Below are 15,292 nucleotides of genomic sequence, written 5' to 3' on the forward strand. Positions count from 1 at the left end.
TCCGTGATGTTGGCCGTGATGGCGGCGGTTGTCGTTGTGGTCCTTTTCTGGGCCTACCTCACGGCGCAACGACTCGACCGGTTGCACATCCGCGTCGACCGCAGCCGCGACGCGCTGCAGGCCGCGCTGGATAGGCGCTGCGCGGTGATCGCGGCGACGATTCCCGAGGTCGCCGAGCGAGCCCGCGCCGCAGAAAGGGTGCGCCTGACGCCGCGGGACGTGGCCACGCGCTGCGAGGTGGAGGATGCGCTGCGTGGCGACGTCGACAAGCAGGGCCCGGCGCACGCCAACGGGCGCGACCTCGCCGAGGCAGACACCCGCGTCGCGCTCGCTCTGCGGTTTTACAACGAGGCGGTCAGCGATACGCGCGCGGTTAGGTTGCGGGTTCCTGTGCGCGTTTTGCGTCTCGGCGGCAGCGCCACGCTGCCGGAGTATGCGCACCTCAGTGCCACGCGCGCGGTAGCATAACAGTAACGTAGCGTTGGTTTCGTAGTGATGTAATCTGTCTGACTATGAACGAACCTAGTTACGAGGGCATTCAGGCGATATTGGACCTCGAACGAATCGATAAAGACATCTTCCGGGGCCGCGCGATGGACTCGAAAGTGTTCGTTCGTACATTCGGCGGGCACGTCGCCGGCCAGGCGCTGGTGGCCGCCACGCACACCGTCGGCGAAGACAAGCGCGTCCACTCCCTGCACGGGTACTTCCTGCGCGCCGGCAAAGCCGACGCCGAAACCGTCTACTTGGTCTCCCGGGTGCGCGAGGGCCGCAGCTTCGCCACCCGCAAGATCGAGGCGATGCAAAACGGCGAAGTCATCTTCTCCATGCAGGCCAGCTTCCACCGCATCGGCGACGAGGGTCCCGAGCACCGCGACGCCATGCGCGAGGTGCCCCGGCCGGATGAGCTCGACTCCAACACCGAAGAGTTGCCGGAAAGCCTCCGGGGGCTGATTACCGAGTGGTCCGACTGGGACTTCCGAGTCGTGCCTTCCAACAGTTACGCGCACGACGGACGCGCCTCAAGCCAGCAAGTCATCTGGTTCCGCTCCAAGAGACCCCTGCCTGACGACGACACCTTCCACATCTGCACCCTGGCTTACATGTCAGACATGACGCTGCTGTTTTCCTCGATGGTGCCGCACACCGGGCACAAGGTCCAGATGGCCTCCCTCGACCACGCCATGTGGTTCCTCCGCCCCTTCCGCGCCGACGAGTGGCTGCTCTACGATCAAAACTCCCCGTCCGCCCACGCGGGTCGCGCCCTGACCCAGGGCCAAATCTTCGACCTCGACGGAAACCTCGTCGCCGTGACCATGCAGGAAGGCCTGACCCGAACGCTGCGCAACGGCGGACAGTCCCTGCCTGGCGAGGACGATTCCTAAAAACCCGGGCACGGGTGCGAACAAGCGCCGTGCGTATACTGAAGCGAGTTCTTTAGGCCCCGGCTGCTTTATCCACGGGGCGAGGCAAACGCGGAAAGGGGAGCTGGTCATGGCAGGCCACTCAAAGTGGGCGACCACCAAGCATAAGAAAGCCGCCAACGACGCCAAGCGTTCGAAGCAGTGGGCGAAGATGATCAAAGACATCGAAGTGGCGGCCCGCACCGGCGGCGGAGACCCGTCGGCGAATCCGACCTTGGACGACATGATCCGAAAGGCGACCAAGGCCTCGGTGCCCAAGGACAACATCGAGCGCGCTCGCAAGCGCGGCTCCGGCGAGGAAGCCGGCGGCTCCAACTGGGAGGCCGTGATGTACGAGGGCTACGGCCCGAACGGCGTCGCCGTGATGATCGAGTGCCTCACCGACAACCGCAACCGCGCCGCCACCGAGGTGCGTACCGCGATGACCAAAAACGGCGGCAACCTCGGAGAAACCGGTTCGGTGGGCTACATGTTCACTCGCACCGGCGTGGTCACCGTGCCGCGCGGCGAGCACACCGAGGACGACCTGCTCATGGCAGTGCTCGACGCCGGTGCCGAGGAGGTCCGCGACCTAGACGACGTCTTCGAGGTCATCTGTGCACCGACCGACCTGCGCGCCGTGCGCTCCGCGCTGGAATCCGAGGGCATCGAGGTCGACGACGCGGAGCAGGACTTCCGCGCCTCCGTCGAGGTGGAGCTGGATCTCGATTCGGCGAAGAAGATGCTCCGGCTCATCGACGCCCTCGAGGACTCCGACGACGTGCAGAACGTCTACACCAACATGAGCCTCAGCGACGAGGTCGCTGCGCAGTTGGAGGACTAGAGCGGCCCTGCACGTCACCGTGCGGAGGTGACTTGGGGTTTTGGTTTGGTGTGCTGGCTGACCGTGACACTTCGCTGGCTGAGATGTCACGGTCAGGCTGATCTGGGTGGTGGTCACCTGGGGTTATCGTTCCCGCCACTGGTTGAGGGTGACATTTCACTGGCTGAGATGTCACGGTCAAGTTGATCTGGGTGTTGGCCACCTGGGGTTTTGGTGCGGTGTGCTGGTTGACTGTGACATTTCACCGCCCGAGATGTCACGGACAAGCAAGAAGGTCCAGTAGTGACCTGGGGTTTTCGTTCCCGCCGCCGGTTGACTGTGACATTTCACCGCCCCAGATGTCACGGTCAAGCCAAACCCGCTGGTGCTGACCACGGGTCAACAAAACGCATGACTTGCGGCCACGCGGTCTTACCGCAACGTCCACACCGCCAAACGCGAATAGCTACCCGGTGAAAGGCTGCCTGAATCCCCGCGACCCTGACACGTGTGGTAGAACAAGTGTGTGACTAATGGTGTAAACCTCGAGGGTCTGCGTGTGATGGGCATTGACCCGGGCCTGACCCGCTGTGGGCTATCGGTTGTCCAGGCCGGCCGCGGTCGCCAGGTGATCCCCATCGCGGTCGGTGTCGTGCGCACGCCCGCGGCCTCCGAGTTGCCGCAGCGGCTTGTACGCCTGTCCGCTGCGGTGCGCGAGTGGTTGGATGACTACCAGCCCGATGTTATCGCCATGGAGCGCATTTTCGAGCGCGGCAACGTTTCTACCGTCATGCACACCGCCCACGCTGTCGGCGTACTCATCCTCGCCGCCGCCGAGCGCGGCCTGCCGGTGCACATGTACACGCCGTCCGAGGTGAAAAAGGCGATTTCGGGCAACGGTAGGGCGGACAAGAAACAGATGACCACCATGATCACCCGCATCCTGGGTTTGGCTGAGCCCCCGAAGCCCGCCGATGCCGCCGACGCCTTGGCGATCGCCGTGTGCCACTGCTGGCGCGCCCCGCTGATCGCCCGCGGCCTCGCCGCCACCAGCCCATAAACCCCGACACATTTCACACGACAGGACGGTTTCGCCATGATCGATTCGCTACACGGAGAGGTGCTCTCCATTGGCTTGGACCACGCGGTCATCGAGTGCGCCGGCGTCGGCTACCGCTTCCTTGCCGGGCCGCCGACGCTGGCGCGACTGACCCGCGGCGAGACCACCCGGGTTCTGACCTCCATGGTGGTCAAGGACGACGGGGTGACGCTTTACGGCTTCGCCGACGACGGTGCGCGCACGATGTTCCACCGGCTGCAAACTGTCAGCGGTCTCGGCCCGAAGCTGGCGCTGGCCTGCCTGTCGGTGTTCGAACCTGCAGAGCTTGCCGGGCTGATTAGCGCCGGTGACGCCGCGGCGATCAAGCGGATCCAAACGATCCCGGGCGTAGGTAAGAAGATGGCCGAGCGCATGGCGCTCGAGCTCAAGGACAAGATTGACGGTCTCTACGCCACCTCCGAGCCGGGAGCGGCACCGAGCGCGCCCGTGACGGCGGGGACCTCGCTCGCCGCCGAGCAGGTTGTCGAGGCGCTGATCGGTCTCGGGTTTGCGGACAAGGTCGCGCGCGGGGTCGTCGACACGCTCATCCAGGAACGCCCGGGGGACTCCTCCTCCGAACTGCTTCGCGCGGCGCTGACGCAACTGGGATCGAAGTAGCGGGGAAGTAGGCTACGAATCATGTCAGACGTGGAGAAGACCGAGTTCGCCCTGCCGGATGCGGTGGGCCGGCCGCCGAGCTCCGTCGTCAACGCCACTGAGCTTGCCGACGACCGCGACGTGGAAAAGTCGCTGCGCCCGAAATCCCTGGGCGAGTTCATCGGCCAGCCCAAGGTGCGCGAGCAGCTTAACCTCGTGCTCACCGGGGCGCGACGGCGCTCGCTGACGCCGGATCACATCCTGCTTTCCGGCCCGCCCGGGCTGGGTAAGACGACGATGGCGATGATCATCGCGCAGGAGCTGGGGACGTCGCTACGCATGACTTCGGGCCCGGCGCTGGAGCGCGCGGGTGACCTCGCCGCGATGCTGTCGAACCTCATGGAGGGCGACGTGCTCTTCATCGACGAGATCCACCGCATCGCGCGGCCGGCGGAAGAGATGCTCTACATGGCGATGGAGGATTTCCGCATCGACGTCATTGTGGGCAAGGGCCCGGGCGCGACGTCGATTCCGCTGGAGATCCCACCGTTTACCCTGGTTGGCGCCACCACCCGCGCCGGCATGCTGACCGGGCCTTTGCGCGACCGCTTCGGTTTTACAGCCCAGATGGAGTTCTACGACGTTGACGATCTCACCAGCGTGATCACCCGCGCCGCGACGATCCTCGACGTGGACATCACCGCCGACGCAGCCGTCGAGATCGCCTCGCGCTCGCGCGGCACCCCGCGTATCGCCAACCGCCTGCTGCGCCGCGTGCGCGACTGGGCGGACGTGCACGGCGACGGGCGTGTCGACGTCGCCGCGGCCCGCGCCGCGCTGGAGGTGTTCGACGTCGACGAGCTCGGCCTGGACAGGCTCGACCGCGCGGTGCTCAACTCCCTCATTCGCGGACACGGCGGCGGACCGGTTGGCGTGAGCACGCTGGCGATTGCCGTGGGGGAGGAGCCCGGCACGGTGGAGGAAGTCTGTGAGCCCTACCTGGTGCGCGCCGGCTTGATGTCGCGCACCGGCCGCGGCCGCGTCGCCACCGCCGCGGCCTGGCACCACGTGGGACTGACCCCGCCGCCGGAGGCGCCGGGGCAGCTCAACTTGCTCTAGAGCCCGCCACAGCCCCCGGATGGGGTTATGACACAATGGGGCCCATGGAACTTATCTTTCTTCTGCTGGTCCTCGCGTTGTTCATGCTGCCGACGTTTCTGATGATGCGCGGCCAGCGTAAGCGTCAGGCGCAGGTCGAGCAACTCCAGGCGTCGATCGTCCCCGGCGACCGGGTGGTCAACGTCTCCGGTTTCCACGGCACGGTTGTCTCCACCGGTGAGGACACCCTCGAGGTCGAGCTCGCTCCCGGCACTGTGGTCACGATGGAGCGCGCGGGCGTGATGCGACGCGTCGAGCCCGCCGCCCCGCTTGCCGACGACCACCCCCAACAGCTGACCGACGAGCAGTAGACAGGCGTAAGCCACGTGCCGCAACACTCCGAGCCCAAAGACCCGCTCCCGCGACATGCGGGGGCGGGCCTTTTGTACGGGGAACGATAACGTAGCATGATGCGGTGGGCGCTTTCCGGCCACGCGCTTTCGCCTCCGGTGCTGGTGCGGAAAGCCAACGACATTATCCGAAGCAGAGGAGATACGACACGTGTCCTCACACAACCGGCGTTCCGCGGACGTGCGAGCGAAAAGGACGTGGCCCGCACAGGCACTCGCCCTATTTCTGCTGATCATCGTCGCGATCTACGCGCTTGTTTTCTTCACCGGCGACAGGTCGGCGACACCGAAGCTCGGCATTGACCTGCAGGGTGGCACGCGCGTGACTCTCGTGCCCCAGGGCGAGGACCCCACGCCGGAGCAGCTTGCCGATGCCCGCAACATCATCGAGCAGCGCGTCAACGGCATGGGTGTCAGCGGCGCCAGCGTGGTCGTCGACGGCAACACGCTGGTGATCACCGCCGCCGGGGATGACACCTCGGCGGTGCGCAACCTCGGACAAACCTCGCAATTGGCGTTTCGCCCCGTGATCCAGAACCCGGTGCCGGACCTGGCCGCGGTCAGTGATGTGCTGGTGCAGACCGCCGACGACTGGGTCGCCTACGGGATTGTGCCGAAGGAGGATGCCCAGACCACCCTGGACTCCGTCGCCACGCAGCTCGGCACCGAGGAGGGCTCGCTCGAGGTGACCTCGGAGCCGCTCGAAGATCCGTCCGGCCCGATCGAGTCCGCCGAGCGTCGCACAGAAACGGCCGAGATGCTGCGCAGCACCCGCCAGTCTGCGGACCCGACGCAGCAGTTCGCTTCCCTCGCTTTGATGAGCACGGTGTGCACCACGCAGCAAACCGACCCGTTGACAGGCTCCGACGATCTCGCGCAGCCGCTGGTGGCCTGCGATGCCACGAGCATGCAACCGCTGCTTTTGGGTGAGGCACCCCTGCTGGGGCAGGGTGACCCGAACGGGCCGCGGTTAACGGGCAACGAGATTGATACCTCCCGCCCGATCACCGGCGGATTCAACCCGCAGACGAGCCAGATGGAGATCAGCTTCGCGTTCAGCCAGGACGGCAACCCCAACGGTTCCCAGGCGTGGGCGCAGCTGACCTCGGACATGATCGGCCAGCAGGTCGCTATCACCCTGGACTCGCAGGTCATTTCCGCCCCCGTTATCCAGGGCGCGACGCCGGTGGGTTCCGCGACCTCGATCACCGGGTCGTTCACCCAGGAGGAGGCGACATCGCTGGCGAACAACCTGCGCTACGGCGCGTTGCCGCTGTCGTTCGTGGGCGAAGACGGTGAGCCGGGTGGTACGGCGACGACGGTGCCGCCGTCGTTAGGCGCGGCCTCGCTGAAGGCGGGCCTGATTGCCGGAATCGTCGGCCTGCTTCTCGTGGCCGTGTTCGTCTTCGCTTACTACCGCCTCTTCGGCCTGATCTCCCTGGCCACCCTCGTGCTCGCGGGTGCCGTGGTCTACGGCCTGCTGGTACTGCTCGGACGCTGGATCGGTTACTCGCTTGACCTGTCGGGCGTGGCCGGTCTGATCATCGGTATCGGCACCACCGCCGACTCCTTCGTGGTCATCTACGAGCGCGTCAAGGACGAGCTGCGCAAGGGCCGCACCTTCCGCTCGGCGACGGCGACGGGCTGGGACCGCGCGAAGGAGACGATCGTGACAGGCAACATCGTCACCCTGATCGGCGCCGTGGTGATCTACTTCCTCGCCGTCGGCGACGTGAAGGGCTTCGCCTTTACCATGGGCCTGACAACGGTGGTGGACCTGCTGGTGACCTTCCTGGTCACGGCACCGCTGATGATCCTGGCGTCGCGCTCGCGCTTCTGGTCGCGTCCGGCGGTCAACGGCATGGGCAAGATTTACAGCCTCGTGGAGCGGGAGCGCACCGCTGCCGGCGCCACGGGCACCGCACCTAGCACTGAAACCGAGGAGAAGTAAGTCATGGGTAGCTCGAAACTCACGTTCCAGTCCCCGGCGGAAAACTCCGCGGCCGCAGGTGTCACGCGCAGCCGCTACGACAGGCTGTACACGGGCGAGGGCGCAATCGACTTCATCGGCCGCTCGAAACTGTGGTACGGCATCACGCTCGCGCTCGTCGTTGTCGCGCTCGCGGCGATGCTTGTGCGCGGGTTCAATCTCGGCATCGACTTCGAGGGCGGCACTAAGCTGTCGATGCCCGCCGGCGACCTCGTCGCCGAGGAGGTCGAAACCACATTCATCGACGCCACCGGGGTGACCCCGGAGCTAACGCAGATCGTCGGCGCGGGCGACGCGCGCACCCTGGAGATCAACTCCGAACACTTGACGCAGCAGCAGATCGACCAGGCCCGCCAGGCGATTTTCGAGCAGCACCAGCCTCTCGACGCCGAGGGCAACGCCAGCCCCGATGCGATCGGCGACTCCACAGTCTCCGAGTCGTGGGGATCGACCATTACCAACCGGATGCTGCTGGCGATGGGTGTGTTCCTGCTCGCCGCCGCGGCGTACGTCGCGCTGCGGCTCAAGCGCGAGATGGCGGTCGCGGCGATGGCGGCCCTGCTTGTCGACGGCGTGCTCATCCTGGGCACCTACGCTCTGTTCGGCCTCGAGATCACCCCCGCGATGATCATCGGCCTGCTCACCGTGCTGACCTTCTCCATCTACGACACCGTCATCGTCTTTGACAAGGTCCGAGAGAATACCGCCGGGGTGCTCGATTCGCGCCGATCCACGTACGCGGAAGAGGCAAACCTGGCAGTGAATCAGACGGTGATGCGCTCGATTTCGACCTCGGTGATCTCGGCACTTCCGATTATTTCGCTCATGGTGGTCGCGGTGTGGATGATGGGCATCGGTACTCTGCGCGACCTCGCGTTGATCCAGCTGATTGGCGTTATCGAGGGTATCTTTTCCTCGCTGTTCCTCGCCACCCCGATTCTGGTCTCTCTGGTCAACCGGCAGGACAAGCACAAGGAGCATGCCGCGGCGGTCGAGGCGTTCCGCAACGGCGACGCCGATGCCGAGGGTCTGCAGCCGGAGGCACCCCGTGAAGAGGCGGCGACGCGCAAGCGCACCGTCGTCGCGCCGCAACCTACCGAGCCGCACGCCCCTGCGACTAGCTCTACCTGGCGCCCCAATGCACGCTAGAGCCTTTAAAATAGGGAAGGATTTTTGTTCGTGGATCGCCCCACTTTCTCACGGGCGCTGAGCCTGTGTGCATCCGCCGTGCTCGGCGCCGGCCTTGTCGCGTCGTGCTCCAGCGGTGCACCGGGAGCGAGCGACGAATCGACAACGTCTGAGTTCTCCTACCAGGTGCCCGTGAACCTGTCGACAACTAACGCCGGCACCGATGTCGGGGCATCCGAGTTCGCGCAAATGCTCTCCGCCCGCCTCTACCCGGGTGTGTTTGTCGTGGGCCCGAGCGGGCAGATGATACCCAACACCGACCTAGTACGCACCCAGGCGTTGCCCGGTGCGCAGCGCATCGTGGAATACACACTTTCGGATGAAGCGGTGTTCTCCGACGGGGAGCCGGTGACCTGCACCGACTACCTGCTTGCGTTTACCGCGGGGAAAAACCCCGCCCTGTTCGGCTCCCACATGCCACTGTTCGAGGAGGTAGAGCGCCTCGACTGCGAACCCGGAGCAAAAACCTTCGACGTGGTGTTCGCGCCCGGCCACGGTGCGCAGTGGCGAGAGCTGTTCGGCCCCGGCACGGTCGTGCCCGCGCACGCGGTGGCGGCGAAGCTCGGCACCGACGTGGCGGGGTTTAGTGCCCAGCTGGACGCGGGGGACGCCGCCACGCTGCGCCCCGTTGCCGAGGTGTGGCGAAGCGGCTTCGATCTGGCCAATTTTGATCCGGCGATGCACGTCTCCTTCGGGCCCTACACCGTTGACAGCGTCGGCGAGGCGGGGCAGGTCTCCCTGGTGGCCAACGAGCGCTACTACGGTGACGCCCCGTTGACGGACGAGATCGTGGTCTGGCCGGGCACGGCCGCCTCGGCGCAGCTCAACGGCACGGGCAACCTGCGCGTGGCTGACCTGGCTGAGCCGAACCCAGAGTGGCTGGACGTCAATGCCGAGGGCAACGAGCTCGATGTGACGTCCCTGGTGGGCACTCTCACCGAGTCGCTGACGTTCGAAACGGCTGGGCCTTGGTCGTTTCCTGCCAACCGGCAGGCATTGGCCAAGTGCGCCGACCCGAACGCGGTGGCCGCCGCCTCGAGCGGGGCGGCTGGCGTGGAGGTCCCGGCGGTGCTCACCCACGTCGTTCCAAACAATGACCCGCTGGCGCCGCGTTTCGACGACATCGCCGCCCCCCACGCCGGCGTGGACATCGCAGCTGCGAGCGCGGCGGGCGGGTTGGAGCTGCGCGTCGGGTACACGCACGCGTCGCCACGCATGGCGGCGATGGTCGACTCCATCCGCGCCACCTGCGAACCGGCCGGCATTAGCGTGATCGATGTCACGGCGTCGACAGGCGCGGGCGCGACCCTGCGCGACCTTGGCCGCGTCGATGTCGGCGAGTGGGGAGAAGACGTCGTGGTCGAGGGCACCATTGATGCGATGCTGCGGCCCGTCAACCCGCAGACCGAATACACGATTCCCAGCACGCGCTCGACAGATGTCGAGGCGATGCGCGAGCGCGAGAGCGAGCTGTGGGATGAGCTGCCCAGCCTGCCCCTGGCGGCGCAGCCGCGTTCGTTTGCCGTGGACCGGAAGCTGTCTAACGTTATTGTGTACACAGGCCCAACCGGTATCGGTTGGAACATGGATCGGTGGCAGCTGCGCCCGGCATCCGTCGGCGATGCGGCCCCGCAGGCCACCTAAGCAGACGAAGCGAGGACCAACCGTGCACACTGACTCCACGATAACCCCGTACAGCAGCGCGCGCGAGGCGCTCGCGCACCGCATCCGCAAGGTGCCGGACTTTCCCGAGCCCGGAGTACTGTTCGAGGATTTGACTCCCGTGCTTGCCGACGGCGCCGCGCTCAACGTCGTCATCCGGGAGCTCGCGCAGGCCAGCCGCGAGTTCGGCGCGGACATGATCGGCGGGCTCGACGCGCGCGGCTTCCTCATCGGTTCGGCCGTGGCCTACGAGCTCGGCATCGGCATCCTGGCCATCCGCAAGAAGGGCAAGTTGCCGCCGCCGGTGATCACCGAGGAGTACACCACGGAGTACAGCTCCGCGGCACTGGAGGTCCCGGCTGAGGGGATTGACTTCGCGGGCATGAAAGTGGTGCTTGTCGACGACGTCCTCGCCACCGGCGGCACGCTGGTCGCGGCGACTGAGCTGATCGAACGCGCCGGTGGTAGCGTCGTAGGATACGCAGTAGTGCTTGAAGTTGACGGCTTAGGCGGGCGCGACAGGCTTGGCGACGCCCCCCTGGTTGTGCTCGAGCACAACAACTAGAGATTCCATCAGGCGGTAGACCGCAAGAGAGGGGCCCGTGATGGCGACGGAGAAAACGCAGAAGCGTTCGGGCTCGAGCGTGCGCAGCGTCTCGGCGCGTCTGGCGCGCTCCTTGACCGGCGGCCGGGCCCGGGTTAACCCGGTGCTTGACCCGCTGATGTCCATCCACCGCCGCTACCACCCGAAGGCCAGCGCCGAGGTGCTCAACCGCGCCTACGATGTGGCCGAGCGCTTGCACGAGGGGGTCACGCGCAAGTCCGGTGACCCCTACATCACGCACCCTCTGGCGGTGGCGACGATCTGTGGCGAAATCGGCATGGACACCACCACCCTGGTCGCCGCGCTGCTGCACGACACGGTGGAGGACACGGAGTACTCGCTGGCCGATCTCTCCGCCGACTTCGGCCCCGAGGTGGCCAAGCTTGTCGACGGTGTGACCAAGCTGGACAAGGTTGCCCTCGGAGCGGCCGCGGAGGCCGAAACGATCCGCAAGATGATCGTCGCCATGGCCGAGGACCCGCGCGTGTTGGTGATCAAGGTTGCAGACCGGCTGCACAACATGCGCACGATGCGCTTTTTGCCGCCGGAGAAGCAGGCGAAGAAGGCCAAGGAAACCCTCGACGTCATCGCGCCGCTGGCGCACCGCCTGGGCATGGCCACGGTGAAGTGGGAGCTCGAGGACCTCGCGTTCGCGATTTTGTACCCGAAGAAGTACGAGGAGATTGTCAGGCTCGTCGCCGATCGCGCTCCCTCGCGCGACCGGGCGCTGGGCGAGATCAAGGCGCAGCTCGAGGCGGAGCTCAAGGCGAGCAGCATCAGTGCCGAGGTGATGGGCCGGCCGAAGCACTACTGGTCGATTTACCAGAAGATGGTGGTGCGCGGGCACGAGTTCGACGAGATCTTCGACCTGGTGGGCATCCGCGTGCTGGTGGACAACGTCCACGACTGCTACGCGGCGATCGGCGTGGTGCACTCGCTGTACTCCGTGATGCCGGGCCGGTTCAAGGACTACATCTCCAACCCGCGCTTCGGGGTGTACCAGTCGCTGCACACCACGGTGATGACGGACAGCGGCCGCCCGCTGGAGGTGCAGGTGCGCACCCACGAAATGCACTACAACGCCGAGTTCGGCGTGGCGGCGCACTGGCGCTACAAGGAGACGAAGGGCTCGCATAAGGGCGACCAGGCCGAGGTGGACCAGATGGCGTGGATGCGCCAGCTGCTGGACTGGCAGAAGGAAGCCGCTGACCCAAACGAGTTTCTCGACTCATTGCGCTACGACCTCACCGCCCAGCAGATCTTCGCGTTCACCCCCAAGGGCGACGTGGTTAACCTGCCCGCCGGATCGACGCCGGTGGACTTCGCCTACGCGGTGCACACGGAGGTGGGGCACCGCTGCATCGGTGCGAAGGTTAACGGCAAGCTTGTCGCGCTTGAATCGGAGCTCGTGTCCGGCGACAGGGTGGAAATTTTCACCTCCAAGGACGAAAACGCCGGGCCGTCGCGCGACTGGCAGGAGTTCGTGGTCTCGCCGCGGGCGAGGACGAAGATCAGGCAGTGGTTTGCCAAGGAGCGCCGCGAGGAGCACCTGGAGGCCGGCCGTGACGCCCTGGCTGCAGAGGTGCAGCGCGGCGGGCTTCCCATGCACCGGCTGTTCACCGCCGACACGATGCGACAGATTTCCCAAAGGTTGCACTACCAGGACGTGGATGCCCTCTATACCGCGATCGGCGCGGGCACGGTGTCCGCCCAGCACGTTACGCGCATGCTCACCGACGTGTTCGGCGACGAGGAAGACGCCGTGGACACACTGGCCGCGCGCACCCCGATGTCGGAGCTGGTGCGCTCCAAGGCGGTGGCCAACGGCGCGGGCGTGCTCGTCGAGGGCAGCCCGGACATGCTGGCCAAGTTGGCGAAGTGCTGCCAGCCGGTGCCGGGTGATCAGATTTTCGGCTTTGTCACCCGCGGCGCGGGCGTGTCCGTGCACCGCGCGGACTGCACGAACGCGGCCAAGTTGCAGGAAGAGCCGGAGCGGCTTATCGACGTCTCGTGGGCCGCATCCTCCGCCCCGGGCGCGGCGTCTCAGGCGACGCTGCAGGTCGAGGCTCTGGATCGGCAGGGTCTGCTCGCCGAGATCACGGGGGTGCTCTCGGAGCAGAAGCTTCCCATCATGATGCTGACCTCGCAGCTGGGTAGCGACAACGTCGCCACCGTGCGCTTTACCATGGCCGTCTCGGACACCAAGCAGCTCGGCTCGATCATGAAGCACGTGCGCAACATCGAGGGCGTGTTCGACATCTACCGCGTCACGGCCTAGCACCGCCGCACAGGGGGGGAGAGATGCAAAAACCGCCCGGCCCCACGGTGCGAGGGGAGCGGGCGGTGGAAGCGGGGATTTAGCCGAGCTTCGGAAGGGTCAGACCGAGGTTCTTGGAGGCGAAGGTGATGACGGTGCCGAGCAGGCCGATGATGGCGGTGACCACGCCGATCCAGTTCTTGGCCTTGGTGAGGTCGGAGTCGGAGGAGCCACTGTCGGTGTCCTCCTCCTCGGATTCGCTATTGGAAGAGCCCTGGAAGAGCTCGACGATGGAAGAGCCGGTTTCCGTTGCGGGCGGGGTGGTACCACGTTCCTCAGCGTGAGCCGGTGCGGCAACGCCGCCGGAGACGAGCGCGGTTGCGGTAGCGACTGCGAAAAGGCTGTTACGAAGCTTCATGGTTTTTCCTATCTACCAGACATGACATGTACAGGATTTGAACATAGTCGCAGTAATAGAGGGTGCGCAAGGCCCCCGAACCGTGTTCTCCGAAAGTTCACCTCTGGTCTATCGTGGCGTCAATTGGCGGGTAGTCGGGGGCGTTGGGTGGGGCGTCGACAATCGCCTAGCTCACCGTGGCTGAGGTGATGCGGACCTCGTCCTTCGGCGCGCCGTCGGGCTGGCCGTCGGCGGTGCCGCGGGCGGCAACTTCGTCGAGGGTGGCCAGGCCGGCGTCGTCAATGCGGCCGAAGTAGGTGTAGGCCGGCGGAAGCGAGGAATCGCCGTAGTTGAGGAAGAACTGAGAGCCGTTGGTGTCCAGGCCTGCGTTCGCCATCGCGATGGTGCCGCGCTCGTACTTAACTGGTTGCTGCTGCTGCAAGAGCATTCCCTTGTACTGCTCGGCCTGCTCCGCCGGCACGCCCTCCGGGATCTGGGAGGTGTCGATCGTCTCAAGCGCCTCGTCGGTGGGGTACTCGTTGGGGAACTGGAAGCCGGGCCCGCCCGAGCCGGTGCCCGTCGGGTCGCCGCACTGTAGGACCTTGAGGCCCTCGCCTGTGGTCAGGCGGTGGCACACGGTGTCGTTGAAGTAGCCCTCCGTGGCCAGGTACTCGACGGCGTTAACCGTGCAGGGGGAGACGGAGCGGTCCAGCTCCATGCCGATCGGGCCGGCAGAGGTCTCCAGGGTCACGGTGACGGTGCCCTCAGTGGAGACGTTGTCGCTCGGGGGCACGCCGACGAAGTTGTCCTTCTGTCCCTCCTGCTCCTCGTACGAGCAGGAAACGGTGGGCGGAAGCGGGGTGGCGCGCGTCAGCGACAGCGGCTCGGCCTGGATCGGCTCCGGCTCGGTCGTCTCGGCGGTGGACTCAGCGGCGGTAGTCTGCTCACCGGAGGCGGTCACGCTCTCGTCCGAGCCCTGGTTGGCCAGGAAGTAGATGCCTCCGCCGATGGCGGCGAGGACAGCCAGCGAGGCCGCGGCAACAGCCCACGGCTTGGTCTTTTCCTTACGGTCGCGGGCCCCCAACTCCTTTTCAAGGTCGCGCAACGCTTCCTTGCCACGCTGTTCATTATTGGGCGCCTGGGACACGATGGCTTCCTCCATTGACTCGCTTGCCTTCTAAGATGTGCGGTGTTTCAGCCTAGCAGCGCCGTGGCAGTACCCACCACAGACCACTACGGTGGTGGATATGGCTACCGTAACCTTTAAAAATGACCAGACCACCACCTCCGGCGATCTGCCCGCAGTGGGGCAGAAGCTGCCGGACTTCGAGCTGGTCGGCGGCGATTTGAACCCCGTGACCGCATCCGACTTCGCGGGCGAGCGCCTCGTGCTCAACATCTTCCCCTCCCTCGACACTGGGGTGTGCGCGGCATCGGTGCGCGCCTTCAACAAGCTGGCGGCAGGTGCCGACAACACCGAGGTGCTGTGCATCTCCCACGACCTGCCGTTCGCCCAGCAGCGCTTCTGCGCCGCAGAGGGCATTGACAAGGTCATCGCGGCTTCGGCGTTTCGCTCACCCTTCGGCGAGGACTTCGGCCTGCGCCTGCAGGGCTCCCCGCTTGAGGGGCTGCTCGCCCGCGCGGTGATCGTCACCGACGCCGAGCACAACGTCGTCTACACCGAGCTTGTCAGCGAGATCACCAACGAGCCGGACTACGACGCCGCCGAGGCCGCCTTGAGCGGAAGCAACGGGTAGTAAACAC

The 15,292-nt window shown here is 65.9% G+C and carries 15 protein-coding genes; 13 read left to right on the forward strand and 2 right to left on the reverse strand.

All coding sequences use genetic code 11. The features are described from left to right. Positions 1–6: 6 nt before the first annotated feature. The 12 genes from E3227_RS08715 (at position 7) to E3227_RS08770 (ending at position 13,152) form a co-directional block, all read left to right on the forward strand. On the forward strand, positions 7–468 hold the full coding sequence (locus E3227_RS08715; protein WP_136651261.1) for a hypothetical protein: 462 nt from the start codon (positions 7–9) through the stop codon (positions 466–468). A 44-nt stretch (positions 469–512) separates the two neighbouring features. Next, entirely contained in the window at positions 513–1,385 is an 873-nt protein-coding gene (locus tag E3227_RS08720) for an acyl-CoA thioesterase (protein ID WP_136651170.1), read from the forward strand. Between the two features lie 109 nt (positions 1,386–1,494). Then, entirely contained in the window at positions 1,495–2,247 is a 753-nt protein-coding gene (locus E3227_RS08725; RefSeq protein WP_006840192.1) for a YebC/PmpR family DNA-binding transcriptional regulator, read from the forward strand. A 541-nt stretch (positions 2,248–2,788) separates the two neighbouring features. After that, the gene (gene ruvC, locus E3227_RS08730; RefSeq protein WP_136651171.1) at positions 2,789–3,286 is read left to right on the forward strand and encodes a crossover junction endodeoxyribonuclease RuvC; all 498 of its coding nucleotides are present in this window, start codon (positions 2,789–2,791) and stop codon (positions 3,284–3,286) included. A gap of 36 nt (positions 3,287–3,322) precedes the next feature. Continuing rightward, complete coding sequence (gene ruvA, locus E3227_RS08735; protein ID WP_136651172.1) at positions 3,323–3,943, forward strand: Holliday junction branch migration protein RuvA; 621 nt, start codon at positions 3,323–3,325, stop codon at positions 3,941–3,943. Between the two features lie 21 nt (positions 3,944–3,964). Further along, complete coding sequence (gene ruvB / locus E3227_RS08740) at positions 3,965–5,041, forward strand: Holliday junction branch migration DNA helicase RuvB (protein WP_136651173.1); 1,077 nt, start codon at positions 3,965–3,967, stop codon at positions 5,039–5,041. A gap of 44 nt (positions 5,042–5,085) precedes the next feature. Continuing rightward, positions 5,086–5,391: a preprotein translocase subunit YajC gene (gene yajC / locus E3227_RS08745; RefSeq protein ID WP_246062670.1), complete on the forward strand. Its 306-nt coding sequence runs from the start codon at positions 5,086–5,088 to the stop codon at positions 5,389–5,391. 190 nt (positions 5,392–5,581) lie between these two features. Further along, entirely contained in the window at positions 5,582–7,381 is a 1,800-nt protein-coding gene (secD, locus tag E3227_RS08750) for a protein translocase subunit SecD (RefSeq protein WP_170228661.1), read from the forward strand. Positions 7,382–7,384: 3 nt separating this feature from the next. After that, entirely contained in the window at positions 7,385–8,569 is a 1,185-nt protein-coding gene (gene secF / locus E3227_RS08755; RefSeq protein ID WP_136651175.1) for a protein translocase subunit SecF, read from the forward strand. Positions 8,570–8,599: 30 nt separating this feature from the next. Next, entirely contained in the window at positions 8,600–10,252 is a 1,653-nt protein-coding gene (locus E3227_RS08760; protein WP_246062671.1) for an ABC transporter substrate-binding protein, read from the forward strand. Continuing rightward, positions 10,230–10,835: an adenine phosphoribosyltransferase gene (locus E3227_RS08765; protein WP_181729395.1), complete on the forward strand. Its 606-nt coding sequence runs from the start codon at positions 10,230–10,232 to the stop codon at positions 10,833–10,835. Before E3227_RS08760 ends, E3227_RS08765 begins: the two co-directional genes overlap by 23 nt. Before the next feature lie 40 nt (positions 10,836–10,875). Continuing rightward, positions 10,876–13,152, forward strand: coding sequence for a RelA/SpoT family protein (locus tag E3227_RS08770; protein WP_136651176.1), 2,277 nt, complete (start codon positions 10,876–10,878; stop codon positions 13,150–13,152). Between the two features lie 79 nt (positions 13,153–13,231). On the opposite strand, the gene E3227_RS08775 is transcribed toward E3227_RS08770, so the two are convergent. Continuing rightward, positions 13,232–13,549, reverse strand: a complete 318-nt coding sequence (locus E3227_RS08775; RefSeq protein ID WP_144318196.1) for a hypothetical protein — start codon at positions 13,547–13,549, stop codon at positions 13,232–13,234. Between the two features lie 166 nt (positions 13,550–13,715). Next, on the reverse strand, positions 13,716–14,690 hold the full coding sequence (locus E3227_RS08780; protein WP_144318197.1) for a peptidylprolyl isomerase: 975 nt from the start codon (positions 14,688–14,690) through the stop codon (positions 13,716–13,718). Positions 14,691–14,775: 85 nt separating this feature from the next. On the opposite strand from E3227_RS08780, the gene tpx reads away from it, so the two are divergent. Next, the gene (gene tpx, locus E3227_RS08785; protein ID WP_144318198.1) at positions 14,776–15,285 is read left to right on the forward strand and encodes a thiol peroxidase; all 510 of its coding nucleotides are present in this window, start codon (positions 14,776–14,778) and stop codon (positions 15,283–15,285) included. The last annotated feature ends 7 nt before the right edge of the window (positions 15,286–15,292 follow it).

This window comes from Corynebacterium sanguinis, from assembly GCF_007641235.1.
In the GTDB taxonomy this organism is placed as follows: domain Bacteria; phylum Actinomycetota; class Actinomycetes; order Mycobacteriales; family Mycobacteriaceae; genus Corynebacterium; species Corynebacterium sanguinis.

What these genes read in the sequence shown, in the direction of transcription:
- E3227_RS08770 (WP_136651176.1), top strand. Translation starts at nt 10,876, where the DNA reads ATGGCGACGGAGAAAACGCAGAAGCGTTCGGGCTCGAGCGTGCGCAGC.
- E3227_RS08725 (WP_006840192.1), top strand. Translation starts at nt 1,495, where the DNA reads ATGGCAGGCCACTCAAAGTGGGCGACCACCAAGCATAAGAAAGCCGCC.
- E3227_RS08780 (WP_144318197.1), bottom strand. Translation starts at nt 14,690, where the DNA reads ATGGAGGAAGCCATCGTGTCCCAGGCGCCCAATAATGAACAGCGTGGC.
- ruvA (WP_136651172.1), top strand. Translation starts at nt 3,323, where the DNA reads ATGATCGATTCGCTACACGGAGAGGTGCTCTCCATTGGCTTGGACCAC.
- yajC (WP_246062670.1), top strand. Translation starts at nt 5,086, where the DNA reads ATGGAACTTATCTTTCTTCTGCTGGTCCTCGCGTTGTTCATGCTGCCG.
- E3227_RS08715 (WP_136651261.1), top strand. Translation starts at nt 7, where the DNA reads ATGTTGGCCGTGATGGCGGCGGTTGTCGTTGTGGTCCTTTTCTGGGCC.
- E3227_RS08775 (WP_144318196.1), bottom strand. Translation starts at nt 13,549, where the DNA reads ATGAAGCTTCGTAACAGCCTTTTCGCAGTCGCTACCGCAACCGCGCTC.
- ruvB (WP_136651173.1), top strand. Translation starts at nt 3,965, where the DNA reads ATGTCAGACGTGGAGAAGACCGAGTTCGCCCTGCCGGATGCGGTGGGC.
- secF (WP_136651175.1), top strand. Translation starts at nt 7,385, where the DNA reads ATGGGTAGCTCGAAACTCACGTTCCAGTCCCCGGCGGAAAACTCCGCG.
- ruvC (WP_136651171.1), top strand. Translation starts at nt 2,789, where the DNA reads ATGGGCATTGACCCGGGCCTGACCCGCTGTGGGCTATCGGTTGTCCAG.
- E3227_RS08720 (WP_136651170.1), top strand. Translation starts at nt 513, where the DNA reads ATGAACGAACCTAGTTACGAGGGCATTCAGGCGATATTGGACCTCGAA.
- E3227_RS08765 (WP_181729395.1), top strand. Translation starts at nt 10,230, where the DNA reads ATGCGGCCCCGCAGGCCACCTAAGCAGACGAAGCGAGGACCAACCGTG.
- tpx (WP_144318198.1), top strand. Translation starts at nt 14,776, where the DNA reads ATGGCTACCGTAACCTTTAAAAATGACCAGACCACCACCTCCGGCGAT.